The organism is Rhodanobacter panaciterrae, assembly GCF_014651895.1.
Lineage (GTDB): Bacteria > Pseudomonadota > Gammaproteobacteria > Xanthomonadales > Rhodanobacteraceae > Rhodanobacter > Rhodanobacter panaciterrae.
The window spans coordinates 135,903-161,829 of record NZ_BMXT01000001.1 but is presented as its reverse complement, the minus strand read 5'-3'; the positions used below and the strand labels follow the sequence as shown (position 1 = coordinate 161,829).

Genomic DNA, 25,927 nt, shown 5'->3' with positions numbered 1-25,927 from the left:
TGTGTTTCCAAAACAACCTTTTTTGCTGTAACCGTGAAGCGCAGCCATGCGTGGGTAACTTTCACATGTATTTGACCCGCTCGTTCGCAACGATCCAAAACCACAGTTCTGATATCGTCAATATCTGCAAATCCTTTTCAGTCGTCTGCCGATTTTCAATAACACTGGATGACGATTGAAGAATGCGTCCAGCTTTCCATAGCGTGAACGCCAATGCCCTAATTCGTCATACAACCCGAATCGATGTTCAAAGAGAAAATCTGCGTGCGCCGCATAGAAGCTGATATTTGAACGAAATATCTCAGCGTAGGTCTCCACGACGGCCGCCCTGCCATCCTGAAAAGAGGTGGTTCTTGATTTCTGTTGAATGCGGTAATTGAAAAGGCTTTCATCGAGTTGCACTACCTCTCGGCCCAAGTGAACGATTTTCACCCAGAACTCGTAGTCCTCGACGCCATGGCGCAACTTTTCGTTATAGCCGCCCACAGCTGCCCAATCCGCCTTCCTGTACAGGGCAGTCACGAAGATCACGTTGTCGATCACCAGTTCCCGCAGTGAATAGGCCGGCAGATTCCACGGCCCCTCCTCCGCCCCAAACTTTCTTGCCTTGCAGTAGACCACGCCTACCTCCGGCCTTGCATCGAGCACGGCAACTGCCTTGGCAACGTATTGGGGCTCGATGGTATCGTCTGCATCCAGCGGCAGGATGTACTGCCCCGTAGCCATCTGGACGGCGCGATTGCGCGCGGCAGAAGGCCCTGCATTAGTTTGGTGAACTATCCGGGTCCGCGGCCAGGAGGCCTGTTCGAGAATCTTCTGCGTGGCCGAATCGGTCGAACCGTCGTCAACGATCACGACCTCCAGATCCTCCCAGGTCTGTGCAAGTGCCGATTGCACCGCTTCGGTCAGCAACTCACCCGCGTTGTAACACGGGATGATGATCGAGACCCGTGGCACGGTCAGACCCCGCTTCCCGGACGCGTGATCTTCCGGAACGCCTTGAGCATGGTCGGGCCTAGTCCGATCTGCCGGCTCGACCGGGCGAACCGGTCGAGGATACCGTCAGACACAACAGCCGGCGACGGTGCATTCGAGTCGACCATGACACCTTCACTGCCTGCCGTTTGCAGGATCTGTGCATCATCCACATCGAATGGCGACGGAAATATCTGCCAGAGCTCACTGTTGCGGTAGGCAATTCGCGCAGCCTTTCCAACCGGGCGGCCATCTGCGTAGGTTGAATAGGTCCAGGGCAGTTTGCCGAGCTTCTCCTGCCCATGGCGGGCCAACAGGCTCAGGTATTCCCTGTACAGCGAGACAAATGTGTCCTTGTTGTCATCGGTCAGCCACCAGCCGATCGCCTTGTCGATCGTGCCCGAATCCAGCCCGGAGAAATGGATAAAACGCAGCGGATCGCCATTGATCATGTAGCGGCCATCCACCTGGCGCATGTCGCTGCCAAGCAGTGACCACGTGGCGAAGTCGTAACCGTGATGCTTGAGGATGTGCGCGTCGAAGAAGCTCGGCACCAGGTCGATCCACTTCTGGTCGGTGAAGATACCGCGGCTCTTGTCGTCATAGCAGAAGAGGAACAGGCGCTCCGCCCACCAGTCGAGGAAGTCGATGGCATTCTGCGCCCGACTCACCGCGAGGAAGCCAAGGTTGTAACTGCCATGGGCGAGCGAGCTGATCTCCATGTCGATATTGCCCGGACGCAGCAGATGCGGACAGAGCACAATGGATTCACGGTCGAGTAATGCCTCCAGTTCCATCAGATCGCTGTAGACCAGCACATCGGGGTCCAGATAGACAAACTTGGACTCTGACTGGTAGCGCTCGACCAGGTGCTGCATAAAACGCGGCTTGACCGCAGTGGAAGCCTCGACGATGGAGTGACGGAACATGAAGCTGTCGAAATTCTCCCAACCCGCGTCCTTTGCAAGAATGATCTCGTCAAAATGCGGATATGCAGCCGCCACGTCGGGTACCTGCCTCTCGACCAGACAGAGTACGAAGTACGCGTTGGGGCAATGACGCTTGACGGATTCCGCCAATGCCATGGCCTTGGGCAGGTAGTTGGAGCAAATCGAGGTATAGAAGATCACGAGAACACCCTGAGTCAGAATTTTTTACGTGGCCCCATCCCGAAGCCACCATGATAACGATCAAATGCAAACGCTGTGTGGGAACTTGATATGGCAGGCAATCAGCGCCGATGTGCCATGCCTCGGAACACTCGAGCGATTCCGCGCATGGGGCGCGTGATTTTCCAGGAGCGGGACTGCAACATCTCTTCGATCACAGCAGCCCGTGAACTTGCTTCGGCCTGCGAAAGCGACAGCTCCGACTCGACTTGCGCCACGCGAGTCTGAGAAAGCGACAGCTCCGACTCGACTTGCGCCACGCGAGTCTGAGAAAGCGACAGCTCCGACTCGACTTGCGCCACGCGAGTCTGAGAAAGCGACAGCTCCGACTCGACTTGCGCCACGCGAATCTCGGAAATCGACAGTTCCTGCCCGACCCGCATCGCATCGCCCGTCACCCGCTCAAGCTCAGTGACGAGATGATGGCGCTCGCGCGCAAGCGCTTGCGCTTGGGCCGACAGCTCGTCGTGATTCGCCTGCAAGGCGGAGCGTATTTCAACAGCCTCTTCCGACCAGCGGATCTGGGCATTCAGGTCGCTTGCCAGTCGGCTCGCTTCGATACCGGCGGCAACCTCGTTCATACTGAAGCGATAAGCCATGTCTGCAACCGCCTCGATGCTGGATCCGCAGTGCTGCCATTCCGCTTCGAAACGAGTGCCGCAGTGCTGCAGCGACTGCCAAGCATCCACGCCATGGGCAATTTCGGTCAGTGATGCATAAGCCGCATCAGCAATCTGGGCCAGCGTGGTGGGACGCTCTTCCGTCGTACGGTGCGCGTGATGCCGGTCAGCGCTGTCCACAAACTCCGCAAGAGCGCCTTGCTCCATGGCAGACGGGCGCGTAATCCCGATATCCAGCCGCGCCAAGGCAGTTGAAACTGTGTCGGCGGGATCAGCCAGCAGATCGTCGTAGATGACTGCGGCGCGCGGCACCATCCGACTGGCCGCCTCCGCTTCCAGCACATGTCGCAACCACAGCATCTCGCTGACCGGCGCAGACCAATGGTTTCGAGCGGCGATCGATGCCGCCACTTCGCTCGGCCGACGGGCGGCAAACAGGACCACCGGCCGGATGCCCAGCGTCCGCAGCGCCTCAATCCACAGCGGCAGAAATCTGCATATCCGTGGGTCCTTGACCGCCCATACAGGTGCCCCGGCAAATTCCCGCGAAACCATTTCGCTGATTTCAGCCAACGCCATTTGTGCTGCGTCGCTGGTCAACCATCCGGCCGGCAACGGACGAACGTCGTCCCAGCGCCGCTCCAGCGCCACGAGCAAGCGTTCATGAATCTCGACCGCGCCCTGGTGCTCCCAATAGCCTTTGGGATTGTCCTCGCCGGGAGCCAGCAAATGCTCGCCAAGCGATATGCCGAGCACATTCAGCGCACCCGTCAGGGCCGAGGTGCCGCTGCGATGCATGCCCGCAACCAGAATGGCAGTGGAATTGCCCGCGGTCATGAAGCAATCGACAGCTGCGGCACAACGTCCAGATCGACGAAACCGGTCGCCAGTCGATCCGCGGTAGGCATCACGCGGAACATGGCCACATCGATCTGACGATCAACGTACTCCTCACCTTCGCCGAGCGTCGCGAGCACGCCTGCGTTGAGAAAATAGGTACCCGGTGCAAGCAGACACCGGAACCGGAAGCGCACATTGATCACCTCACCCGCCTCGACCACCGGCAACCCACTATGCGGCTGCGAGGTGGCTGCGCCACCCACTTCGATGCCGGTGATGGAACGGATCATCATCCCGCACCGCACATTCACCAGCGCGCGCTCCAGCCGCACTTTGTACGTGTAGACGTAAGTGCCTCCAGGGACCAGCACGTTGACCTTGTGCCCATCCAGCGTCTGCAAGTGAGGAGCCTCGATGGCCGCACCGCGATTTTCGTAAGAAACGGTGCTTGACGGCACCATGCCCTCCTCCCAATAGGGCTGGCGTTCCTCTTCCGGTGCTGCAACAGGAGCCGAGTCCGTTGTTGATGAGGCATCGTCATTACCCAAGGCCACGGATCGCTTCACCGCCCCGGCGCCGTCTACTGACGATGCGCGAATCTCCTCGCGGATCTGTACCACCCGATCCGCCGGCGCATAGAGCAGCTTCTGGTATCGCGAAACCACATGCTTGGGTGTACCCTGCGTCAACAATTCACCCCGATCGAGCAGGATCGCGCGGTCGCACAGATCGACGACGGTACTGGCGGAATGTGAAACAAACAGCACGGTCGCACCCGAGTCGCGGATCGCGTCAATGCGCGCGAAACACTTGCGCTGAAACCCTTCATCGCCCACCGACAACGCCTCGTCCACCACCAGGATTTCCGGCGAAACATTGATCGCCACCGCGAAAGCCAGACGAACGTACATGCCGCTGGAATAGCTCTTTACCGGCTGATCAATAAAGTCGCCGATATCCGCAAATGCGGCAATCTCATCGAATTTCTCGATAATCTCGGCATGCTTCAATCCCAGCACGGTCGCATTGAGAAAAACATTCTCGCGCCCGGTGAATTCCGGATTGAAGCCTGCGCCCAGCTCGAGCAATGCGGCAATTCGTCCATTGACCTGGATATCGCCAGCACTCGGCGTGAGCGTACCGCAGATGAGCTGCAGCAACGTCGATTTGCCGGAGCCGTTGCGGCCAACGATCCCAACGGTCTCGCCGCGGGAGATGTTGAGATCGATATTTCGCAAGGCGTGAAATTCGCGGAACCAACGATCCTTCGGTCCCGGTGCAATCATCTGCAGCAAGCGATGATGAGGCTTGCTGTAAATGGGGAAGGCTTTGGACAGGCCACGCACCTGAATGGCAGCATCAGAGGACATCCGCAAATCCTTTCCGGGTGGCCACGAACCAAGCGCGCCCCAAATAGGCCACGACTAGCGCAACCAACAGATAAATGCCAAGCCCGGCCCAGTCCGGCATCTGACCCCACAGCATCACATTGCGAGCTTGGTCAATGATGAACGTCAGAGGATTGGCAATGAACACCCAACGATACGATGCAGGTACCGAAGCTATCGGCATCATGGCCGAAGAAAGAAAAAGCAATGCCATGGTCAGCACGCCAGTTACCTGGCCCACATCGCGCATGTAGACACCTGCCGAGGCCAGGAACCAGGAAACGCCAAGCGCCAACACGACCAATGGAAACATGACTAATGGGAACATGATGATCGTCCATGAAAACGCCCCATCCATGAACCAGCGCAGCGCCATGAATACGATCAGATTCATGAACACATGAAACAGCGCCGAAAAGACCATGGGCCACGGAAGAATTTCCAGCGGAAATATCACCCGTTTCACGAAATTCGGATTCCCCACGATTAGCTGGGGCGCCCGATTGATGCATTCAGCCAGGAATCCATGAACAATCATTCCCGCAAAAAGAATGATCGAGTAATGGGCGTGGCCATCGCCGATTTGCGGCCAGCGCCCTCCCATTACGGTACCGAAAGCGAACGTGTACACGCATAGCAGGAGGAACGGGCTGATCAGGGACCAAAGCAGTCCGAAGCTGGCGCCACGATAGCGACCAAGCACATCGCGCTTCGCAAGCTCGAAGGTCAGTGACCGGTGTTCTCGCAGAGCCCCGACAGGACTCAATAGCCAACTCATGTTGTTCAAATGCATCGCCTTGTTTTACGGAGGAGTGAAACACCCGCTGCCAATGCTCGCGCTCTTGATGTGACAAGCTCAAAACCCGGGAACATTTCTTGAACAGTCTTCGGCAGCTTTGTGGCGCCTCCTTCAGCTCAGTGCCTCGGACAATTCGTGGCGAAGATCCTCGATGTCCTCCACGCCCACCGACAACCGGATCAGCCCGTCGCTGATACCCAGCCGCTTGCGGTTGGCCGCCGGTACCGAGGCGTGGGTCATGATGGCGGGGTGCTCGATCAGACTCTCGACGCCGCCGAGTGATTCGGCCAACGCAAACAATTCGCAGCGTTCCAGCATGCGTCTGGCCTTTTTCAGGCCACCCTTCACCTCGATCGTGATGATGCCGCCGAAGCCATCCATCTGGCGTTTCGCCAGGGCATGTTGCGGATGACTCTTGAGGCCGGGATAGATCACGCGTTCGACCGCCGGATGCTTTTCAAGCCACTTCGCCAGTTCCAGCGCGCTTTCGCAGTGTGCCTTCATACGCAGATGCAGGGTCTTCAGGCCGCGCATCGCAAGGAAAGAGTCGAACGGACCGGCGACGGCGCCGACCGAGTTCTGCAGGAAGCCCATCTGCTCGGCGAGTTCTTGGCTGCCGGCGACCACGATGCCGCCCACCATGTCGGAATGGCCGTTGAGGTACTTGGTGGCCGAATGCAGCACCAGATCCGCGCCGTATTCCAGCGGACGCTGCAGCATCGGCGAGCAGAACGTGTTGTCGACCACCAGGATCAGGCCGTGTTTCTTGGCGAATGCGGCGACCTTGGTCAGGTCGACCAGCTTAAGCATCGGGTTAGTCGGCGTTTCGGCCCAGATCATCCGCGTGTTGGGCTTCAGCGCCGCCTTCATGGCGCCGGTGTCATTCAGGTCGACAAAGCTGAAATCCAGCCCGGCCGAACGCCGCCGCACCTTTTCGAACAGGCGATAGGTGCCGCCGTAGAGGTCGTCCATCGCAATGACATGGCTGCCCGAATCGAGCAGATCCAGCACCGTCGCGGCCGCGGCCAAACCGGAGGCAAACGCAAAGCCGGCCACGCCACCTTCCAGTTCCGCCACGCAGCGCTCGTACGCCATACGGGTGGGATTCTGTGTGCGTGAATACTCGTAACCTTTGTGCTTGCCGGGGCTTGCCTGCACGTAGGTCGAGGTAGCGTAGATCGGCGTCATGATCGCGCCGGTGCTGGGATCCGGATGCTGGCCGGCATGAATGGCCCGGGTTCCCATGCCATGTTGGCTACGCTTTGCACCAGTTTTCATCGCTGTTCTCACAGCCCGCCTGGCGGGCTGCCTCGTGTTATGAAGTCCGTCATCTTAGCTTCTATGCCCCTCGTTGCCGAATGGCGCCAAGCTTCGCGTTCATGCAGGAATGGGCAAACTGCGGCCTTTTCTCGCCCAACCTGGCCCTACGACCCCTCTGCGCTTGGTCGACAAGGCAAGAACAGGCATCATTTACTGTCTGCCAGGTGGCCAAGTTGCCTTGGCCACTCTCCGTCAAACCATGGACGTACTTGATGAATAGCCCATCCACAGGGACCAAAACGCTACTGGTAACCGGCGGCGCCGGCTTTATCGGCGCGAATTTCGTGCTGCAGGCGGTGGCCGACGGCCTGCACGTGATCAACCTGGACAAGCTGACTTATGCCGGCAATCTGGACACGCTCAGCTCGCTGAAGGAAACCTCTGCCCACACGTTCGTCCAGGGCGATATCGGCGATCGTGAGCTGGTGGCGAAGCTGCTCGCCGAACACCGCCCCGATGCCATCGTGAACTTCGCCGCCGAATCCCACGTGGATCGTTCGATCGACGGTCCAGCCGAATTCGTGCAGACCAACGTGGTCGGCACCTTGGGCCTGCTCGAATGCGCCCGCGACTACTGGCGCGGGCTGGAAGGTGCCACGCGCGACGCGTTCCGTTTCCTGCACGTGTCAACCGACGAGGTGTATGGCTCGCTCGGTGCCGAAGGCAAGTTCACCGAGCAGACGCCATATGCGCCGAATTCACCGTACTCCGCCTCGAAGGCAGCGTCGGATCATCTGGTGCGCGCGTTCCAGCATACCTATGGCATGCCAACACTGACCACCAACTGCTCGAACAATTACGGGCCGTACCAGTTCCCGGAAAAGCTCATTCCGCTGATCATCCAGAAGGCGCTGGCCGGCGAACCACTGCCGGTTTATGGCGACGGCAAGAACATCCGTGACTGGCTGTTCGTGGGCGACCATTGCAGCGCGATCAGTCGCGTGTTGGAAGCGGGCCGCATCGGTGAGACCTACAACGTCGGCGGGAATGCCGAGCGCGAGAACATCGCGGTGGTGAAAACCATTTGCGCGCTGCTTGATCAGCGCCGCCCGCTGGCCGATGGTCGTTCGCGCGAGTCGTTGATCACCTACGTGAAGGATCGACCCGGTCACGACCGCCGCTATGCGATCGACTCCAGCAAGTTGCAGAACGAGCTGGGCTGGCGACCGTCGCAAACGTTCGAAACAGGCATTGGGCAGACGGTGGATTGGTACCTCGCCAACCAGCCGTGGAGCCAGCGCGTGCTTGACGGCAGCTATCGCATGGAGCGCCTCGGTTCATGAGCACGACGCAGAAAGGCATCATCCTGGCCGGCGGTTCCGGCACCCGGCTGTATCCGATCACCCGCGCGGTCAGCAAGCAGCTGCTGCCGGTGTACGACAAGCCGATGATCTATTACCCGCTGGCCACGCTGATGCTGGCCGGCATCCGCGAAGTGCTGATGATCAACACGCCGCACGAGCAGGAAATGTTCCAGCGCCTGCTCGGCGATGGCTCGCAGTGGGGCATCGACATTCAATATGCCGTGCAGCCGTCACCGGATGGTTTGGCGCAGGCGTTCACCATCGGCCGCGATTTCGTCGGCGGCAAGCCAAGTTGCCTAGTGCTCGGCGACAATATCTTCTACGGCGTTGGCCTGACCGAGCGGCTCAAGCGCGCGGCCTCGCGTGATCACGGCGCGACCGTCTTCGGCTACTGGGTAAAGGATCCCGAGCGTTATGGCGTGGCCGAATTCGATGCCGCTGGCCGGGTGATCGGACTGGAAGAAAAACCGGCCCAGCCGAAGTCGAACTACGCGGTCACCGGCCTGTACTTCTACGACGGCCGCGTCTGCGATTACGCGGCGGCGCTGAAGCCCTCGGTGCGCGGCGAACTCGAGATCACCGACCTCAACCGCTGCTACCTCGATGACAATTCCTTGCATCTGGAACAGCTTGGCCGTGGTTTCGCGTGGCTCGATACCGGCACGCACGACTCGCTGATGGAAGCCGGCAACTACATCGAGACGATCGAGAACCGGCAGGGCCTCAAGGTGTGCTGCCCGGAGGAGATCGCCTACCTCAACGGCTGGATCGATACCGAGCAGTTGCTGGCGCTGGCCGCGCCGCTGGCCAAGACCGGCTACGGCCAGTATCTGCAGCAATTGACCAGGCAGGGCCTCGTACGATGAAAGTGATAGACACCGGACTGTCCGGCGCGCTGATCCTCGAACCCCAGGTGTTCGGCGACGCCCGCGGCTTCTTCTACGAGAGCTACAACCAGGCGAAGTATCGCGAAGCTGGTATTGATCACCACTTCATCCAGTCCAACGTCTCGCGCTCGGCCAAGGGTGTGTTGCGCGGCCTGCATTACCAGTGGCCGAACCCGCAGGGCAAACTGGTCAGCGTGCTCGAAGGCGAGGTGTATGACGTGGCGGTGGATATCCGCCGTGGCTCGCCCACCTTCGGAAAGTCATTCAGCGTCATGCTGACCGCCGACAACCATCGCCACTTCTGGGTGCCGGAAGGTTTTGCACACGGCTTCTGCGTGCTGTCGGAATTTGCCACCTTCACTTACCAATGCACCGCCTTGTACGACGCCAAGGCCGATGCCGGCATCCGCTGGAACGACGCTGATCTCGGCATCGACTGGCCGCTGAGCGTGCCGCTGCTGTCCGACAAGGACAGCAAGACACCCCTACTGAAAGACGTGCCACCCGAGCGACTGCCGATTTTCGTGTCATGAGGATCCTGCTGCTCGGGGCCAACGGCCAGCTTGGCCGCACGTTTCTCAAGCACGCTGGCCTGAGCGCCTGCGGCGAAGTCATCGCGGCCAGCCGCGACGGCGTGCTGACGACGGGCGGCCACGGCGAGATCGCCGATCTTGCCGAACCGACCAACCTGCCCGCCCTGCTCGACCGCGTGCGGCCCGACGTGATCATCAATACCGCCGCCTACACCGCCGTCGATCGGGCCGAGCAGGAAGAGGCACTCGCCACCCGCGTCAACGGCGAAGCGGTAGGTGTCCTCGGTGCATGGGCGGCGGCGCACCGCGCCTTGGTGATGCATTACTCGACCGACTACGTGTTCGACGGCAGCCAATCACAGCCGTATGCCGTCGATGCTGCCACTGGTCCGCTTGGTGCCTACGGTCGCAGCAAGTTGGTCGGTGAACAGGCGCTGCGCGACAGCGGCGCTAATCATCTGACGCTTCGCACCGCATGGGTCTATGCCGCGCACGGCCACAACTTTCTGCGCACCATGCTGCGACTCGGCGCCGAACGCGAGGAACTGCGCGTGGTGGCCGACCAGCACGGTGCGCCGACCGACACCACGCTGATCGTCAACGCCAGCCTCGCTGCACTCGATCACTGGCAACACGCCGATGCCGCACAACGCAGGCAGCTCAGCGGCACGTATCACCTGGTCGCCAGCGGCGCCACGACCTGGCATGACTTCGCCTGCACAATCTTCGAGCAAGCTACCGCGCAGGGTCTGATCCCACGGCAACCGCGTGTGGTCCCGATCGGCAGCGCCGAATTCCCCACGCCGGCGGTGCGCCCGGCGTGGTCACTGCTGGACAATCGCGGCTTCCAGCAGCATTTTGATTTTCCGCTACCCGATTGGCAGCACGGCCTGAACGAGGTCATCCGCCAGCTGGTCACTTCAGGATCCTGAGCCATGTTGATACCCCTCATTCTCAGTGGCGGCAGCGGTACACGCCTGTGGCCGGTATCGCGCAAGAATCTGCCCAAGCAGTTCCTCGCGTTGGCCGGCAAGGGCACGCTGTTCCAGCAGACCATCGCGCGCACCCGCCAGCTGCCGGACCTCGCCGCGCCGATCGTGGTGGCCAGCGAGGATCATCGCTTCCTCGCCGCCGACCAGTTGCTGGAAGCGGGTATCGAGAACGCCACCATTGTGCTGGAGCCGCTGGCGCGCAACACCGCGCCGGCGATCGCATTGGGTGCGCTACAAGCATTGCAGCGCGATGCCGACGCCATGCTGCTGGTGCTGCCGGCCGATCACTTGATCGGCGACACCAGTGCCTTTGTTGATGCGGTGAAGCTAGCCATGCCATTGGCCGCACAAGGCTGGCTGGTCACGTTCGGCATCCGACCGGATCGTCCGGAAACCGGCTTCGGCTACATCCGCCGCGCTGAGGCGATCGGCAGTGATGGTTACCGGGTGGAACAGTTCGTCGAAAAGCCAGACCTGACGACCGCCGAGTCGTACCTCGCCGATGGCGGCTACGACTGGAACTCCGGCATGTTCCTGTTCAAGGCTTCGCGCTATCTGGAAGAACTGGCCACACACGCGCCAGCGATGCTCGCTGCCGTGCGCGAGGCGCATGCGAAGGCATCCACCGACCTGGATTTCGTGCGCATCGACCGCGATGCGTTCGCGCTGGTGCCAGACAATTCGATCGATTACGCGGTGATGGAAAAAACCCAGCGCGCCACGGTGATCCCGGTCAGCTGTGCATGGAGCGACATCGGCTCGTGGTCGGCACTGTGGCTGACCGGCGACAAGGATCCGCAGGGCAATCTGTGCGAAGGCGACACGATGGCGATCGACACGCACAACTCCTTGCTGCGTTCGCACGACCGCCATCTGATCGCCACCGTCGGCGTCGACAACCTGATCGTTGTCACCACACCGGACGCCACCCTCGTGGCGCATCGCGACGCCGCGCAGGACGTCAAGAAAATCGTCGAGCAGCTCAAGACCGCCAACCGCAGCGAACATTCGCTGCACCGCGTGGTGCATCGCCCATGGGGCAGCTACGACTCACTCGAAGCGGGTGAGCGCTTCCAGGTCAAGCGTATCGTGGTCAAGCCCGGTGCCAGCCTGAGCCTGCAGAAGCATCATCATCGTGCCGAACACTGGATCGTTGTTTCCGGCACAGCCGAAGTCACCTGCGACGACAAGGTGTTCCTGCTCAGCGAGAACCAGAGCACCTATATCCCGCTTGGCAGCAAACATCGCCTGCGCAATCCCGGCAAGACACCGCTTGAGCTGATCGAGGTGCAGTCCGGCAGCTATCTGGGCGAAGACGATATCGTGCGTTTCGACGACGTCTACGGTCGCGCGTGAGTCATTGCACGGTCCATAAAAAACCGCGCCGAGTGCGCGGTTTTTTATGGACTTTACGGCACGATTTATTCCACCGTAGCGTAACGTTTTCCAACGGGGTCAGTCGCCACCCCTCAGATGACTCTCCTGCGTGAAGCTTCACAGCACCAATCCCGGGGACTCACCAGAAGCTGGAACCCCGCTCAATGATGGCGTCACCAGAAATTGTTTGTGCGAACTTGAGCTCAAGCAGGTGTTTCCTTGAGCGACTTGCCCGAATACGTGTAGTAACCGATGTAATGGGTATTCAACAGGATTTTGAGGATTGAGGTGACCCGGCTTTTTCATTAAGCACTCATGGCTTCGTCATCCACAACCTGTCTTATGCAGCCGTTTGCGGCTGTAGAAGCCCTCGATGTAATTGACGATGCTATCCTCGCCTCGCCTCGCATGGCGAAAAGGCTTGGCCATGGATAAGTTCGTTCTTCAACGTTGAGAAGAAGCTCTCGGCACACGCGTTGTCATAGCAGTCGCCATGACGGCTCATGCTGGGAAGCAGGCCGTGGCGGGCCATCAGGCAGCGGTAGTTGCCCGAGCTGTACAGTACGCCGCGATCGGTGTGATGGATGAGGCCTGCGGCTGGCTTCCAATGAGCGACGACCATGCGTAAGGCGACCGAGACGAGCGGTTCGTCATTGCGATCGGACATCGCCCAGCCGACAACTTTGCGCCAGCACTTGTCGGATGTGTATCGGCAGCTTGAGCAATTTTACCGGCAGCACCCGTTCTGATCGCCCAGTTTTCAGAGGAGAAATCAAAGCGGGGAGAACCCGTTCCCATATTTTCGGTTCGATATCGCTCAGGTCAATCAACAGTCCAGACGACAGAGCTCATGACGATACAGACATCGCTGGTTTTGCGAAGTATTGTTTTTGCTCCAGCCTTTACCGATGCCAGTGAATGCCGCAACTGGCAACCGTTGCGCGGCCATCGGATCGTCCGAGCGTACAGGTCGCCATGACAGTGACTGGGTGCTGCCCGCGCAGTCCGCGGACATGGACCTGGGGTTTGTGGCCGATCAGATCCAGGCGCTGAATGGCGGACGCGGCATGCCACTCTATGCCGCTAGGCGACATCACCAGCGCATGGCGCGTGGCGCCCATTCCATTGGGAAGAACTGGTGGATTCAGCCGCCCCTATTTTTGTTGCCGTATCGAACGCACTACGAGAGTCGCCCACGGAGAACAGGATAGGCAGCCCCATCCTGTTCTCCTGCATAGCCAACCTATGACCTCACTACGGCACTCGTGGAATGCCGCTATTGAAGATGGTCTGACCAGACGGAACTTGCAGCGTGGCGCCCGCGGAGAAGGTGCAACTCACGGTGGCGGAGCATTGCCCCTGGTTCGACCATGGAACAACATTTGACCCGTTCGTCCAGACAATGTCGGCCAGACCATCACCGTTGTAGTCGGAGGTTGCTGCAATGGCATAACCATTCAGTCCGGCTGGAACGCCGAAGCTGTCCATCTTGATGATGGATGCGCCATTCAACAGCCAATAGCCCCAATGCTGGTTGTCAGCGGTGGACCAAATGAGATCGTCGCGACCGTCGCCATCGAGATCGCCTCGGCCACTGATACGCCAGCCGGCTGGATAGGTCGTTATGTACTTTGACGAAAACCCAGCGCCATCGCCTAACCAGACGTACAAATCATTCTTGGCACTCGTCCACATGATGTCGAGCTTGCCGTTTCCATCAAAATCACCCAAAGCGGCAGGGTAGTAGCCTGGCGTGATATTGAAGGTGCGTGATCCGATTCGAGTGGAGCCGTCCATCAGCCAGTAGGCGAACTGATGCACCTGGTCATTCATCCAGATCAGATCGTCCTTGCCATCGCCATTGATGTCCCCCGCTCCCACGACAGTCCATCCAGCAGGGTAGGTGCCAATATATTTAGGTTGGAAGCCGTTGACGCCTCCGAACCAGACATAGAGGTCATGGTTCTGGCTGGTCCAGACAATATCGGCGATGCCGTCGCCATCCAAATCACCTACGGCCACGGGGTAGTAGCCATTGGCGATCGAGATCGGCGCGCCGATATTGGTGGTGGTGCCGACACTTAGTGCTCCCGGGCCACTCATGAGAAGGGAGGATTTACCTGCGCCATAGATATCGTCCTGGATGGGCACGACCAGTTTGAAGATCGCACCTGACGTGGTGGGTCCTCCGTCCACGATGCCGTAAAAGCTCCTTGGTCCGGCCTGGATCAGCGAGCGTGCATTGCCGCCTTCGACCTGTGGAGCGCCAAACACATGCAGTACTGAGTAAGCGCCGGAGGGCGTGACTCGGAACAAAGTGCCATTGGGAGCGGACGGCAACCCACCAAGGCGTGTCATGCCGTAGACATTGCCATCGGAACCGGCCACCAGGGAATTGGGCCAGAAGCCTTGTTGGCTCGCGCCGACAAAACTGCTGAAACTATGCAGTACCGAAAACTCACCCGTGGCACTGACCTTGAAGACCGTTCCGTCGCCGTTGCCGAGCACTCCCCCGTTCAGGGCGGCGCCGTACAGATTGCCTTGGCCGTCGCCTACGAGTTCGTCGATCCCTTGACCTTCGGTGGCAGGATCGAGCACGTGGACGACGCTACCTGCGCCGCCTTTGGTCACCTGGTAGATCACGTCGCCGGAGGACCCTGTGACGGCCCCGGGCAAGACGACACCTTTTGGCAGCGTGACGTACATGTTGTCACCCGCGCCCAGTACGAAGTTGGTGGGGCTGTAGCTTTGAAAGCTGAAAAGGTTGGTCACCACACCATTCAAGCTAACCGGAGCGAACCGGAACAGGTTGGCGTTGCTGGTGAGCTTGCCGCCGGACCAGGTGCCTCCGAGTGCAAGTCCGTAAACACTGCCATCGCTTCCCACAGCAACACTTTGTGGCTGAGTGACGTCGCCTGTACTCGGATAAAACGTATGCAATTTACCGTAGCCACCGTTTCCCGTATATGCGTAGAGCACGCCTGAAGGGGTTCCAAAGGCGCTTCCATAGTAACCACCCGCGTTGGAGGTACTCAGGATGCTGCCATTCGGCATTAAAGCGAGAGGGGTGAAATTGTTGGCCGGCAGTGAGGGCGGCAGCATCCAGCCAATACTGCTGTCAGCGGTGCTGCCGTAGTCAATTTGCGAGTCGATGATGCCGTCAGGCCTGACGGAAAAAACACCACCGGAACCGAAGTATCCACCGGCGGTAGACACGCCAAGGAGTTGCCCGTCCGAACCAAGAATGATGGTCTGCGGGTTTCTCATTTCAGTGCCGGTGCTTGGTGGCCCAGCATTAGGCGGCGAAAATTGCGCAAAAAGACTGTAGTGCGGTGAAGCGGCCCATGCTTGACTAGCCCCTGCAAGCACGCCTGCCATCACCATGGCCAGTTGTCGTGCAGCGCAAAAAGCCATTGCCTTACTCCGGGCAAACCCCGGCGACCGTCGGTAGAACATATGCAACCTCCCCTGTTTGTGACGTCGCGGCCACCAGTAATCCTGGACGGCGATAGTCAGACCCCTCTGACTTTACTCTGCCAAGTCTTTCACAGTTTTCCCTCGGGGTGACACGGTCCGGGGCGACCAGCATCCCGGTACCGAAGATTTCGAGCGTTGGCACGGCACTGGAGCGCTGCAGACCTGCCTGAAGATCTGACTGGCCGATCACGATCGATGGGCTACAAAAAAGATGTGGGGGTCAATTGAACGTCGCGGCGACTAGGGGCACCATAAATTCCGTGACTTGCAGTGAAGGATGCGCGGATAAGTCGGGGCAGTCGCGCATCTTCCTGAGCTCGGTCAGATACCGGATGATCCAGTCATGCGTAGTAGCTGGCGCGGGCAACGCCGAGAAGCCGGCACATCACTTGGATGCTGAACTCATCCCGATGCGCTTCGATGAACTTGTACGTTTGCCTAGCTTTGCTTGGAGCCTTGTCCCAGATATGGCAATTACCTCCAGCCACGAACTCAGATGCTAGCTCTTGTCCAAGAAAACCTGGTAACTCCAGTCTGTCCCCTCAGCGGTCGACTTCTGCGTTGGCACGCCTCGGAGTCAAACGTTCAGATTGCCTTAAACGGGCACTTGCTGATGCCGGTATCTCAAAGCACGCCTCCGTGCATACCCTTCGTCACTCTTTTGCCACGCATCTGCTTGCAGAAGGCACCGACGTCCGCACCATCCAGTTACTCCTCGGCCATCGCAATCTGAAGACGACGATGATCTACACCCACGTCCATCAAGCCATCCGGCGAACCATAAGCCCGTTGGATCGTCTCTAATCAGGAGACATGGGCGCCGCTCGAAACCGAGCGGTATCCCGGATGGTCCCGCAGATAAGCTCAGGCTATTTTAGACGTTGCAAGGTCTATTCGCGCCGCTGGCCTCGAATTTACAGTTCAGTTGGAAGCTCTATTAAAGAGTTGTAAGCTTTATTAGGTCATACCAACGAACAACACCTCGTTGGAAATTATTCCACCGTCACCGACTTTGCCAGGTTGCGCGGCTGGTCGACATCGGTGCCGCGCAACACGGCGACGTGATAGGCCAGCAGTTGCAGCGGCACGGTGAACACCGCCGGCGCGATGAAACTGCCGCCGGATTCCACCCGCAGCATCGCGCCATGTTTGGCCATATCGTCCATGCCGGCAGCACCGTCAGCGAACACGATCAAGCGGCCGCCACGGGCACGCACTTCCTGCAGGTTGGACTTGAGCTTGTCCAGCAGCGGGCCATTCGGCGCCACCGCCACTACTGGCATGTGCTCGTCGACCAAGGCCAGCGGTCCATGTTTGAGCTCGCCGGCCGGATAGGCCTCGGCGTGGATATAGGAAATTTCCTTGAGCTTGAGCGAACCCTCCAGCGCGACCGGATATTGCGCGCCACGGCCGAGAAACAAGGCGTGCTGATGATGGATGAATTCACCCGCCAGTTCGATGATCGCCGGCTCCAGCTTCAAGGCGCTTTCGATCGCACGCGGCAGATGCTGAAGCTCGGCGCACAAAGTGGCGTAGCGTTGCGGATCGAGTCCATTGCGGCGCGCCAGCTCCAGCGTCAACAGAGCCAGGCCGGCGAGCTGGGTGGTGAACGCCTTGGTCGACGCCACGCCGATTTCCGGACCGGCGCGCGTCATCAGCTTCAGATCTGCCTCACGCACCAGCGAGGACTCGGGCGAATTGCAGATGACCAGGGTGCCCAGATAGCCGCGGCGGCGCGACTCGCGCATCGCGGCCAGGGTGTCGGCGGTTTCACCGGACTGTGAGATGGCGACGAACAGCGTGTCGGCCGGCACCACGGCATCGCGATAGCGATACTCGCTGGCCACTTCCACGCTGACCGGTAGCCGCGCGTACTCCTCGATCCAGTACTTGGCGACCAGGCCAGCGTGATAGCTGGTGCCGCAGGCGATGATGTGCAGGCCACGCGTGGCTTGCAACAGCGCATCGCTGTCGATGCCGAAGATGTTCGGCAGTACGCCGTGCGGGCCGATGCGTGCTTCCAGCGTATCGGCGACCGCGCGTGGCTGCTCGAAGATTTCCTTCTGCATGTAATGACGATATTCACCCCGCTCCACCGCATCGGAGGACAGCTCGCTCTCGTGCACCGCACGCTCGACCGGATGCCCGTCGAGGCCGAACACCTGCACGCTGTCGCGGGTGATCTCGACGACATCGTCCTCGTCGAGATACAGCATCTTGTTGGTGACCTGGATCAACGCCTGCGCGTCCGAACCGAGGAAGTTCTCGCCGATGCCGATGCCGACCAGCAGCGGCGCACCACGGCGTGCGCCCACCACGCGGCCCGGTTCGTCACGACTGATCACCGCGATCGCATAGGCGCCTTCGAGCTCACGCACGGTGGCCAGTACCGCTTCACGCAGCTTCATACCCTGGCTGATGCGCTGATCGATCAGCGCCGCCATCACCTCGGTATCGGTATCGGAGGTGAACACGTGGCCACGCGCCTGCAGTTCGGCGCGCAGACTGACGTAGTTCTCGATGATGCCGTTGTGCACGATGGCGACGCGGCCGGCGATGTGCGGATGCGCATTTGCCTCATTCGGCACGCCATGCGTGGCCCAGCGGGTATGCGCGATGCCGGTGCCGCCGGGGAACGGGTTGGCGAGATAGAGCGCTTCCATTTCGCGTACCTTGCCCTTGGCCCGCACGCGCTGGATCACGCCATGATCGAGCACGGCCACACCGGAGGAATCATAGCCCCGGTATTCCAGCGCCTTCAGGCCAACAATCAGCAGCGGCGCGACATCGCGTTGGGCAGCAGCAGCAACAATTCCACACATGGCAGGACTTCCTTTGATAAACACGGAGCCAGTCGGGGCTCCGTCACAGGCGGCCATTCTGAGCTGGCCGCATTACCGCAAACTTTCATGATGCGAGCGATCGAATGAACCGCTTAGTTCACCTTGCGGCGCAGATAGTTCAACAGATCGATACGGGTGATCAGGCCGAGGAAGTCCTCACCATCGACCACGATCGCCACATGGCCGCGCTCGAATACCGGCAACAGCGCCTCCATCGTCTCGCCAACCTGCAGCTTCTGCAGGTTGGTCATCATCGCGGTGGACACCTGGTCGCGAAAACGCGTTTCGTCGGCGTGCACGTGCATCAGCACGTCCGACTCGTCGACGATGCCGACCAGCTTGTGACCATCCATCACCGGCAGCTGCGACACGTCGTACAGCTTCATGCGGGTGTAGGCGGTGATCAGCAACTCGTTCGGACCGATCACCACGGTGTCGCGCTGGGCGAACGGGCGCAACAGCAGGTCGCGCAGGTCGCCGTGCTGTTCGCGTTCGAGGAAACCGTTGTCGAGCATCCAGTAGTCGTTGTACATCTTCGACAGGTACTTGTTGCCCGTATCGCAGACCAGGGTCACCACCCGCTTCGGCGTGGTTTGTTCGCGGCAGTATTTCAATGCTGCGGCGACCAGCGTGCCGGTGGATGAGCCACCCAGGATACCTTCCTTCGCCAACAGCTCACGCGCGGTCAGGAAGCTCTCCTTGTCGGGAATCGCATAGGCTTTCTTGACTCGGGTGAAGTCGCTGATACCGGGCAGGAAATCCTCACCGATGCCTTCGACCATCCAGCTGGCGGATTTGGTCGAGAGCGTGCCTTCGTTGATGTACTGGGTGAGGATCGAGCCGACCGGATCGGCCAGCACGAGCTCCGTCTGTGGCGAATGTTCGGCGAAGAATTTGGACAGGCCACTCAGCGTGCCGGACGAACCGCAGCCGACCACGATCGCGTCGACCTTGCCATCCATCTGCTCGAGGATTTCCGGACCCGTGGTCTGGATGTGCGCCGCCGGATTGTCCGGGTTGCCGAACTGATTGATGAAATAGGCACCCGGCGTTTCGCGCGCGATGCGTTCGGCCATGTCCTGGTAGTAATCGGCGTGACCCTTGGCCACATCCGAACGGGTCAGCACGACTTCGGCACCCATCGCCTTGAGGTTGAAGATCTTCTCGCGGCTCATCTTGTCCGGCACCACCAGGATCAGGCGGTAACCTTTCTGCTGCGCCACCAGCGCCAGACCTAGGCCGGTATTGCCGGCGGTGCCTTCGACCAGGATATCGCCCGGCCGGATCCGGCCATCCTTCTCGGCGCCCTCGATCATCGACAGGCCGATGCGATCCTTGATCGAACCACCGGGATTGGCGCTCTCGAGCTTGAGGAATAGTTCGCACAACCCGGTATCGAGGCGCTGTGCGCGCACCATCGGGGTACGTCCGATCAGTTCAAGAACACTCTGGTGGACCGTCATGGGGGCTCCGTCGCAGGGAACGCCGGTCACGCAGGCTGCGTATCAGTCCGGCAAGACCGCCATGATAACCGAGCCACTCCGCGGTACGCCGGAAACGCCGCGGCCCCGGCGTCCTATCCGATACAGCAGGAAGGACCCGGGGCCGCGCTTCACGTGAAATCGCAGACTCAGTGGATGAGGTGCGCGCGACTCTGCCACATGCGCTCGAGTCGTGCCTTGGCCAGCAGTTTCTCTTTCTTCATGCTGGCAAGGGTGACATCGTCGATGGGCAGCACGCCGATATCGGCGTCGTGCACCTTGCTGTCGAGTTCTCGGTGGTGCTGATAGAGCCGACGGAATTCGGCATCGGCCTTCATCAATGCCTCGACATCATCACGCTGCTGGTTTTCAAACATGATCCGACCTCCTCGCGAGTGGACTTGCCGGATGCCGCGACAGTGGGCATCCGCAGACCGTTGAACGATGCACACAGCCACAACCCACGCCGATACATCGGAACGCAGGTGGAACTTTGAACGTGGGATAGGCGCATGGTTCAGGTCAGTGACCCACAAGGCCTGGATGCCTCGTGGGGCTTTGACCCTACTCTCCCGATCCGGGTGGCGCAAGCCCATTGTCAGGCGCGCAAGCCATCATCGGAACGTCGAAGAAAAACCTGTCAAAACAGCATTTTACATTTACATAACCGGACCACGGCAGTTCACCCGCCCCACCCGTTGGCGTGCGCCAGATGGCGGCCTTCAGCCCACCCGGCAACGCCAGCTCAGGGTTGGTCTGTATGCTTTTTGGTGGCCTTTTTCTTCGGGGCCGGGGCCGTTTCGACCGTGCCGCCATCCTGCATCTGCGAACGCATCGCCTTGGCCGCCTGCGCCGCCAGTGCGGCTTCGCGGCGAGCCGCATTGGCCACCTTGCTCTGCGCCGCCGCCAGCTTCTTCGCCTGCTCGGCTTCGGCACGCGCCTGGTCGGCCGCCTGCGAGTATTCCTGCCCCTGCTGCTGCAGCCGGGCAGCTTCTTCCTGCGACAACTGGTACTGCAGGCGTTGACGCTCCAGCTCGCGGCGCGCCATTTCGGCATCTCGGCGGCTGTTGTCGAGCAGGATCTGGTCGTGTTCGCGATCAAGCTGGGTCAGCTTGAGCTGGGCATCCTGCAGTTGCGCGGCAGCCTTGGCCAGATCCACGCGGCGCTCGGCCAGATACAGGTCATGCGGACGCTCGCGCGAACTCGCCTGTGCCAACCGGTTGATCGCATCGCGCGCGCGCGCCTGCTCGGCCTGCGCATAACCGCCCAGACTGGGGTCGTTGGCGAGCTGGTCGAGGCTGCCGGTCAGCCGGTTGATGTCGATATCGTCCTGGCGCGCGTGCGCGGCTCCCACCGCGGCCATGGCCAATGCCATCGAGGCAATGATGATGCTGAGCCGCTTCATGGCTGCACCTCCTGAGTGCTGGAGCTGGAGGCGGGTTGCTGGCCGTTCTCGGGCAGGGTCTGGAAACCGGCGCCGGAGGCTGGCGCGGACAACTCCGACGAGGACGGTGCCGGCATGTCCTCAGTGGGTACTGAGCTGGAAGACGCCGCCGGAGGTGCCTGTTGTTGCTGCTCGGCAGCAGCAGCCTGCTCGCCCTGACTGCGCAAACTGGTATTTTCCTGCACTTTGCCCTGGATCTGCGCCCGCGCCGCGCCAAGCCTCGCCTTGGCCCGGGCCAGATCGGCGTCGGCACGCGACTCCTCGGCCAGATTGGCCGCATCGGCGTATTTGCGCTCGGCCATGGCCGCTTGCGCCTGCTGGAATTTGTCCTGCGCGAAGCCCAGATCGACCGGCGCATAGTCGGCGGCGCCGGCATCGCGCGCCGCCTGCAGCTGCGTCTGCGCCAGATTCATCGAATCATCGGGCGGGGGCACCGTGGCGCAGCCGGTCAGCGCCAGTGTCAGTACCAGAACAGCCGTTGCCGTACGGATGCGGCCCAGGGATCCGGCCAGCGGGGAAAAGATGTACATCACATTCCTCATGGTGTGTCGCGGCGTATTGTGGACAGGCATAATCCATCATTGCAACGCGCATAGAAACAGGGGTCACACGTGGATATCGGTTACTTCCTCAAGCTTATGGTAGACAAGGGCGCGTCGGACATGTTCCTGACGACGGGTGCCCCGGTGAACATCAAGGTCGAGGGCAAGCTGTATCCACTGGGCAATACCGGCCTGCCCGGCGGCATGGTCAAGAAGATCGCCTACTCGCTGATGGACGAAGGTCAGGTGCCCCAGTTCGAGCGCAACCTCGAGCTGAACATGGCACTGGCGGTGAAGGAAGCCGGCCGTTTCCGCATCAACGTGTTCAAGCAGCGCGGCGAAGTGGGCATGGTGATCCGCGCGATCAAGAGCGAGATCCCCAGCATCGATCAGCTGCAGCTGCCCAGCATCTTCCGCGATCTGATCATGGAGCCGCGCGGCCTGATCCTGGTGGTCGGCGCCACCGGCTCGGGCAAGTCCACCACGCTGGCGGCGATGATCGACCAGCGCAACTCGCATACCCCCGGGCACATCCTCACCATCGAGGATCCGATCGAATACCTGCACCGGCACAAGAAATCCATCGTCAACCAGCGCGAAGTCGGACTGGACACGCACAGCTATCACGAGGCGCTGAAGAACGCGATGCGAGAGGCGCCGGACGTGATCATGATCGGCGAGATCCGCGACACCGACACGATGGAGGCGGCGATCGCGTTCTCCGAAACCGGCCATCTGTGCCTGGCCACATTGCATTCGAACAACGCCGACCAGACGCTGGAGCGCATCCTCAACTTCTTCCCCGAATCGGCGCACAAGAACGTGCTGATGAACCTAGCCCTGAACCTGCGCGCGGTGATCAGCCAGCGCCTGGTAGTGGGCAAGGACGGCCGGCGCATTCCGGCTGCAGAAGTGCTGCTGAACACGCCGCTGATCCGCGACATGATTCGTCGCGGCCAAACCCACGAGATCAAGGAAGCGATGGATCGCAGCCTGCAGGAAGGCATGCAGACATTCGACCAGTCCTTGTACCGGCTGTACAAGGAGGGTCGCGTGGAGCTGGAAGAAGTACTCAACAAGTCCGATTCGCGCGATGGCCTGGCGCTGAAGATCCGGCTGGCCGAAGGCGGCAGCGATCAGGAACTGGTTGGCAACGATCCGTACGGGATGGGCTTCTAGAGTCAAGGAGTGAGAGGAGAGGAGTATGGAGTGAGAGAAGGCACAGCCATCTCGCCCTGCTCACTTCTCATCACTCACTTCTCGCTCTTCGGCGCATCCGGCTGCGCTTCCGGCGCCGCCAGCTGGAACGCCTCCAGTTCGTTGCAGGCCTGGTAGATACGCCAGATGATCGGGTAATCGTCCATCGGCAGTTTCCAGCGCAACGCGTTGTAGACCTGCGGCACCAGACAGATGTCAGCCATGCTCGGCGATTCGCCGTGGCAGTAACGACCAGTCGCCGCACTGTCGGCCAGTATCGCCTCGATCGCCTTGAAACCACTGGCAATCCAGTACCGCGACCACGCCGCGCGCTGTTCCTCGCTGGCACCGAACTGCGCTTCGAGCTGCTGCAATACGCGCAGGTTGCCCAGTGGATGGATGTCGCTACTCACTGCCATCGCCAGCGCGCGCACCTGCGCCCGGCCGCGCGCATCGACCGGCAGCAGCGCCGTCTCCAGCTCGGGATGCATTTCGTCGAGGTATTCCATGATCGCCAGCGACTGGGTGATCACCCGGTCGCCATCGAGCAGACAGGGGACCAGCTCCTGCGGGTTGAGCAAGCGGTAGCCCTCCGCATGTTGCTCGCCGCCATCACGCACCAGATGCACCGGTCGCGTCTCGTAACTGAGACCCTTCAGATTCAGCGCGATGCGCACGCGATAGGCGGCACTGGAGCGCCAGTAGCCGTAAAGCACCAGACCGGTAGTCATGAACCATCCCCCTGGACGAGTAACCGCAGTTTAGCCACAGTGTGGGCTCGACACATGGCCAACCGCAACGCCGCCTTCGGGCACCCTGCGTGGCCGGCCGGCGTTTGCGTCGACAGGCAACGCGTCGGACAATAGGCGGTTGCCGCCCACCCAGGGCGAACTCAACCCACTACTGGAGTTCTGCCGTGTCAGTCATCCGCATGAGTGACCTTGATTTGCGCGACCAGCGCGTGCTGATCCGCGAAGACCTGAATGTGCCGATCGACGACCACGGCCAGATCACCTCGACCCAGCGCCTCGACGCCGCATTGCCGACCATCAAGGCCGCCCGCGATGTCGGCGCACGCGTGCTGGTGTTGTCGCACCTGGGCCGACCGAAGGAAGGCCAGTTCGACGCCGAGTCCTCGCTGGCGCCGGTCGCCGCGTGGCTGCGCGAGCAGCTCGGCACGCCGGTGCGGCTGGTGGCCGATTATCTCGATGGCGTCGAAGTCGCTGCCGGCGAAGTAGTGCTGCTGGAAAACTGCCGCATGAACGTCGGCGAGGGCAAGGACGACGAGACGCTGGCGAAGAAGTACGCCGCACTGTGCGACATCTTCGTGATGGACGCGTTCGGCACCGCGCACCGCGCACAGGCCTCGACTCATGGCGTAATCAAGTTCGCACCGATCGCTGCGGCCGGCCCGCTGCTGTCGGCGGAGCTCGACGCGCTGGGCAAGGCGCTGGAGCATCCGGCGCATCCGCTGCTGGCGATCGTCGCCGGCTCCAAGGTCTCGACCAAGCTGACCCTGCTCGACAACCTGATCGGCAAAGTCGACCAGCTGATCGTCGGCGGTGGTATCGCCAACACCTTCATCGTCGCGATGGGCTATTCGGTCGGCAACTCGCTGTACGAGCCGGCCCTGATCGATGCCGCGAAAAAAGTGCTGGCCGACGCCAAACGCCGCGGCGCCGAAGTGCCGATGCCGGTCGACGTGGTGGTGGCGCCAGCGTTTTCCGCGCAGGCCCCGGCCACGGTGAAACCGGTCGACCAGGTCGGCGCCGGCGAGATGATCCTCGATATCGGGCCGGAGACCGCCAGGCGCTACGCCGAAATGATCGCCAAGGCCGGCACGGTGGTGTGGAACGGTCCGGTCGGCGTGTTCGAGTTCGATGCATTCGGCAAGGGCACCGAGACGCTGGCGCGCGCCATCGCCGCCTCGAGCGCATTCTCGATCGCCGGTGGCGGCGACACGCTGGCCGCGGTGGACAAATACGGCATTGCCGATGATGTCTCGTACATCTCCACCGGCGGCGGCGCCTTCCTCGAATTCCTCGAAGGCAAGGAACTGCCGGCGGTCACCGCCTTGAAGGCGCGAGCCGCGAAGTAATGCTCTGCCTGTTCGACCTCGACGGCACCCTGATCGATTCCGAGCACGGCATCACCGCGTGCGTGAAACATGCGCTGGCACGACTGGATGTTCCCGCGCCGGCGCATGGGGAACTGCGTGGCTGGATCGGCCCGCCACTGCGGCACAGCTTCGCGCCACTGCTGGATCACGACGCCGCGCGGATCGAGGCGGCCGTCGAGTTCTACCACGAGCGCTTCAACACGCACGGCTGGCGCGAGCATGAAATCTATCCGGGCATCGAAGCGCTGATCGAGCGATTGCTCGCCGCCGGCCATCAGCTCGCCGTGGTGACCAGCAAGCCGCAACGACATGCTGCGCCGATCATTGCCCACCTGCCGTTCGGTGAGGCCTTCCTGCGCCTGTACGGTCCGCATCCCGACAGCCCGCACAGCGAGAAGGCCTCGATGATTGCCGAGGCATTGACGGACTTCGATGCCGACCCGGCCGATGCGGTAATGATCGGCGACCGCCACTTCGACATCGACGGCGCGGTCGCCAACCAGGTACGCGGTCTCGGCGTGCTGTGGGGCTTCGGCAGTCGTGCCGAACTGGAACAAGCCGGCGCCAGCGCGATCGCCGCGACACCGGACGAACTGGCCAGACTGCTGCTCGGCTGAATT

22 protein-coding genes and 1 pseudogene are annotated in these 25,927 nt (G+C 60.9%); 9 read left to right on the top strand and 14 right to left on the bottom strand.

The window, feature by feature from the left end:
- Positions 1–117 precede the first annotated feature (117 nt).
- The 6 genes from IE071_RS00750 to IE071_RS00725 all read right to left on the bottom strand — a co-directional run bounded on the left by IE071_RS00750 (position 118) and on the right by IE071_RS00725 (position 7,069).
- Positions 118–957, bottom strand: coding sequence for a glycosyltransferase family A protein (locus tag IE071_RS00750; RefSeq protein WP_189439281.1), 840 nt, complete (start codon positions 955–957; stop codon positions 118–120).
- A gap of 2 nt (positions 958–959) precedes the next feature.
- Positions 960–2,105, bottom strand: a complete 1,146-nt coding sequence (locus IE071_RS00745; RefSeq protein ID WP_189439280.1) for a hypothetical protein — start codon at positions 2,103–2,105, stop codon at positions 960–962.
- Positions 2,106–2,206: 101 nt separating this feature from the next.
- Entirely contained in the window at positions 2,207–3,601 is a 1,395-nt protein-coding gene (locus IE071_RS00740; RefSeq protein ID WP_189439279.1) for a sulfotransferase family protein, read from the bottom strand.
- Positions 3,598–4,974: an ABC transporter ATP-binding protein gene (locus IE071_RS00735; RefSeq protein ID WP_189439278.1), complete on the bottom strand. Its 1,377-nt coding sequence runs from the start codon at positions 4,972–4,974 to the stop codon at positions 3,598–3,600. The genes IE071_RS00740 and IE071_RS00735 overlap by 4 nt, the downstream gene beginning before the upstream one ends.
- The gene (locus tag IE071_RS00730; RefSeq protein WP_189440826.1) at positions 4,964–5,770 is read right to left on the bottom strand and encodes an ABC transporter permease; all 807 of its coding nucleotides are present in this window, start codon (positions 5,768–5,770) and stop codon (positions 4,964–4,966) included. The genes IE071_RS00735 and IE071_RS00730 overlap by 11 nt, the downstream gene beginning before the upstream one ends.
- Before the next feature lie 132 nt (positions 5,771–5,902).
- Positions 5,903–7,069 (bottom strand): cystathionine gamma-synthase, encoded by a 1,167-nt coding sequence (locus tag IE071_RS00725; RefSeq protein WP_189439277.1) that lies wholly within the window; start codon positions 7,067–7,069, stop codon positions 5,903–5,905.
- A 254-nt stretch (positions 7,070–7,323) separates the two neighbouring features.
- Here IE071_RS00725 and rfbB point away from each other — a divergent pair, with 254 nt between their 5' ends.
- From rfbB to IE071_RS00700, 5 genes are read left to right on the top strand one after another with little or no spacing between them, the layout of a single operon-like run.
- A complete protein-coding gene (rfbB, locus tag IE071_RS00720) occupies positions 7,324–8,394 on the top strand; it encodes a dTDP-glucose 4,6-dehydratase (protein ID WP_189439276.1) in 1,071 nt (356 codons plus the stop codon).
- Positions 8,391–9,281 carry a glucose-1-phosphate thymidylyltransferase RfbA gene (rfbA, locus tag IE071_RS00715; RefSeq protein ID WP_189439275.1) on the top strand — a complete coding sequence of 297 codons (891 nt, stop codon included), beginning with the start codon at positions 8,391–8,393 and terminating at the stop codon, positions 9,279–9,281. Before rfbB ends, rfbA begins: the two co-directional genes overlap by 4 nt.
- The gene (gene rfbC, locus IE071_RS00710) at positions 9,278–9,835 is read left to right on the top strand and encodes a dTDP-4-dehydrorhamnose 3,5-epimerase (protein WP_189439274.1); all 558 of its coding nucleotides are present in this window, start codon (positions 9,278–9,280) and stop codon (positions 9,833–9,835) included. Before rfbA ends, rfbC begins: the two co-directional genes overlap by 4 nt.
- Positions 9,832–10,767, top strand: a complete 936-nt coding sequence (gene rfbD / locus IE071_RS00705) for a dTDP-4-dehydrorhamnose reductase (protein WP_189439273.1) — start codon at positions 9,832–9,834, stop codon at positions 10,765–10,767. Before rfbC ends, rfbD begins: the two co-directional genes overlap by 4 nt.
- Positions 10,768–10,770: 3 nt before the next feature.
- Positions 10,771–12,183, top strand: a complete 1,413-nt coding sequence (locus IE071_RS00700; RefSeq protein WP_189439272.1) for a mannose-1-phosphate guanylyltransferase/mannose-6-phosphate isomerase — start codon at positions 10,771–10,773, stop codon at positions 12,181–12,183.
- A gap of 409 nt (positions 12,184–12,592) precedes the next feature.
- On the opposite strand, the pseudogene IE071_RS00695 reads toward IE071_RS00700, so the two are convergent.
- Both IE071_RS00695 and IE071_RS00690 read right to left on the bottom strand, forming a co-directional pair.
- Positions 12,593–12,892 (bottom strand): annotated as a pseudogene (locus IE071_RS00695) (transposase); the annotation flags it as partial.
- 566 nt (positions 12,893–13,458) lie between these two features.
- The gene (locus IE071_RS00690; RefSeq protein ID WP_189439270.1) at positions 13,459–15,618 is read right to left on the bottom strand and encodes a choice-of-anchor tandem repeat GloVer-containing protein; all 2,160 of its coding nucleotides are present in this window, start codon (positions 15,616–15,618) and stop codon (positions 13,459–13,461) included.
- A gap of 456 nt (positions 15,619–16,074) precedes the next feature.
- On the opposite strand from IE071_RS00690, the gene IE071_RS15985 reads away from it, so the two are divergent.
- On the top strand, positions 16,075–16,485 hold the full coding sequence (locus IE071_RS15985; RefSeq protein ID WP_189439269.1) for a tyrosine-type recombinase/integrase: 411 nt from the start codon (positions 16,075–16,077) through the stop codon (positions 16,483–16,485).
- Positions 16,486–16,673: 188 nt separating this feature from the next.
- Here the strand turns inward: IE071_RS15985 and glmS are convergent, their stop codons facing one another.
- The 5 genes from glmS to IE071_RS00655 all read right to left on the bottom strand — a co-directional run bounded on the left by glmS (position 16,674) and on the right by IE071_RS00655 (position 21,979).
- Positions 16,674–18,503 carry a glutamine--fructose-6-phosphate transaminase (isomerizing) gene (gene glmS, locus IE071_RS00675; RefSeq protein ID WP_189439268.1) on the bottom strand — a complete coding sequence of 610 codons (1,830 nt, stop codon included), beginning with the start codon at positions 18,501–18,503 and terminating at the stop codon, positions 16,674–16,676.
- A gap of 113 nt (positions 18,504–18,616) precedes the next feature.
- Complete coding sequence (locus IE071_RS00670) at positions 18,617–19,987, bottom strand: pyridoxal-phosphate dependent enzyme (RefSeq protein ID WP_189439267.1); 1,371 nt, start codon at positions 19,985–19,987, stop codon at positions 18,617–18,619.
- Between the two features lie 167 nt (positions 19,988–20,154).
- Positions 20,155–20,382 (bottom strand): HP1242/YdcH family protein, encoded by a 228-nt coding sequence (locus IE071_RS00665; protein ID WP_189439266.1) that lies wholly within the window; start codon positions 20,380–20,382, stop codon positions 20,155–20,157.
- 368 nt (positions 20,383–20,750) lie between these two features.
- A complete protein-coding gene (locus IE071_RS00660; RefSeq protein ID WP_229792686.1) occupies positions 20,751–21,410 on the bottom strand; it encodes a hypothetical protein in 660 nt (219 codons plus the stop codon).
- Positions 21,407–21,979 (bottom strand): DUF4398 domain-containing protein, encoded by a 573-nt coding sequence (locus tag IE071_RS00655; RefSeq protein WP_189439265.1) that lies wholly within the window; start codon positions 21,977–21,979, stop codon positions 21,407–21,409. Before IE071_RS00655 ends, IE071_RS00660 begins: the two co-directional genes overlap by 4 nt.
- 81 nt (positions 21,980–22,060) lie before the next feature.
- On the opposite strand from IE071_RS00655, the gene IE071_RS00650 reads away from it, so the two are divergent.
- Positions 22,061–23,170 carry a PilT/PilU family type 4a pilus ATPase gene (locus IE071_RS00650; protein WP_308427756.1) on the top strand — a complete coding sequence of 370 codons (1,110 nt, stop codon included), beginning with the start codon at positions 22,061–22,063 and terminating at the stop codon, positions 23,168–23,170.
- 74 nt (positions 23,171–23,244) lie between these two features.
- Here IE071_RS00650 and maiA read toward each other — a convergent pair whose 3' ends face one another.
- The gene (maiA, locus tag IE071_RS00645) at positions 23,245–23,919 is read right to left on the bottom strand and encodes a maleylacetoacetate isomerase (RefSeq protein WP_189439264.1); all 675 of its coding nucleotides are present in this window, start codon (positions 23,917–23,919) and stop codon (positions 23,245–23,247) included.
- A 200-nt stretch (positions 23,920–24,119) separates the two neighbouring features.
- Here maiA and IE071_RS00640 point away from each other — a divergent pair, with 200 nt between their 5' ends.
- Both IE071_RS00640 and IE071_RS00635 read left to right on the top strand, forming a co-directional pair.
- Entirely contained in the window at positions 24,120–25,286 is a 1,167-nt protein-coding gene (locus tag IE071_RS00640) for a phosphoglycerate kinase (RefSeq protein WP_425503413.1), read from the top strand.
- Positions 25,286–25,924 carry an HAD hydrolase-like protein gene (locus IE071_RS00635; RefSeq protein ID WP_189439262.1) on the top strand — a complete coding sequence of 213 codons (639 nt, stop codon included), beginning with the start codon at positions 25,286–25,288 and terminating at the stop codon, positions 25,922–25,924. Before IE071_RS00640 ends, IE071_RS00635 begins: the two co-directional genes overlap by 1 nt.
- Positions 25,925–25,927 lie beyond the last annotated feature (3 nt).

Excerpts from the sequence above, each read along its gene's own strand:
- IE071_RS00740 (WP_189439279.1), bottom strand. The coding sequence starts at position 3,601 with ATGACCGCGGGCAATTCCACTGCCATTCTGGTTGCGGGCATGCATCGC.
- IE071_RS00735 (WP_189439278.1), bottom strand. The coding sequence starts at position 4,974 with ATGTCCTCTGATGCTGCCATTCAGGTGCGTGGCCTGTCCAAAGCCTTC.
- IE071_RS00730 (WP_189440826.1), bottom strand. The coding sequence starts at position 5,770 with ATGAGTTGGCTATTGAGTCCTGTCGGGGCTCTGCGAGAACACCGGTCA.
- IE071_RS00725 (WP_189439277.1), bottom strand. The coding sequence starts at position 7,069 with ATGAAAACTGGTGCAAAGCGTAGCCAACATGGCATGGGAACCCGGGCC.
- rfbB (WP_189439276.1), top strand. The coding sequence starts at position 7,324 with ATGAATAGCCCATCCACAGGGACCAAAACGCTACTGGTAACCGGCGGC.
- rfbA (WP_189439275.1), top strand. The coding sequence starts at position 8,391 with ATGAGCACGACGCAGAAAGGCATCATCCTGGCCGGCGGTTCCGGCACC.
- rfbC (WP_189439274.1), top strand. The coding sequence starts at position 9,278 with ATGAAAGTGATAGACACCGGACTGTCCGGCGCGCTGATCCTCGAACCC.
- rfbD (WP_189439273.1), top strand. The coding sequence starts at position 9,832 with ATGAGGATCCTGCTGCTCGGGGCCAACGGCCAGCTTGGCCGCACGTTT.
- IE071_RS00700 (WP_189439272.1), top strand. The coding sequence starts at position 10,771 with ATGTTGATACCCCTCATTCTCAGTGGCGGCAGCGGTACACGCCTGTGG.
- IE071_RS00690 (WP_189439270.1), bottom strand. The coding sequence starts at position 15,618 with ATGGCTTTTTGCGCTGCACGACAACTGGCCATGGTGATGGCAGGCGTG.
- IE071_RS15985 (WP_189439269.1), top strand. The coding sequence starts at position 16,075 with ATGCTGAACTCATCCCGATGCGCTTCGATGAACTTGTACGTTTGCCTA.
- glmS (WP_189439268.1), bottom strand. The coding sequence starts at position 18,503 with ATGTGTGGAATTGTTGCTGCTGCTGCCCAACGCGATGTCGCGCCGCTG.
- IE071_RS00670 (WP_189439267.1), bottom strand. The coding sequence starts at position 19,987 with ATGACGGTCCACCAGAGTGTTCTTGAACTGATCGGACGTACCCCGATG.
- IE071_RS00665 (WP_189439266.1), bottom strand. The coding sequence starts at position 20,382 with ATGTTTGAAAACCAGCAGCGTGATGATGTCGAGGCATTGATGAAGGCC.
- IE071_RS00660 (WP_229792686.1), bottom strand. The coding sequence starts at position 21,410 with ATGAAGCGGCTCAGCATCATCATTGCCTCGATGGCATTGGCCATGGCC.
- IE071_RS00655 (WP_189439265.1), bottom strand. The coding sequence starts at position 21,979 with ATGTACATCTTTTCCCCGCTGGCCGGATCCCTGGGCCGCATCCGTACG.
- maiA (WP_189439264.1), bottom strand. The coding sequence starts at position 23,919 with ATGACTACCGGTCTGGTGCTTTACGGCTACTGGCGCTCCAGTGCCGCC.
- IE071_RS00640 (WP_425503413.1), top strand. The coding sequence starts at position 24,120 with ATGAGTGACCTTGATTTGCGCGACCAGCGCGTGCTGATCCGCGAAGAC.
- IE071_RS00635 (WP_189439262.1), top strand. The coding sequence starts at position 25,286 with ATGCTCTGCCTGTTCGACCTCGACGGCACCCTGATCGATTCCGAGCAC.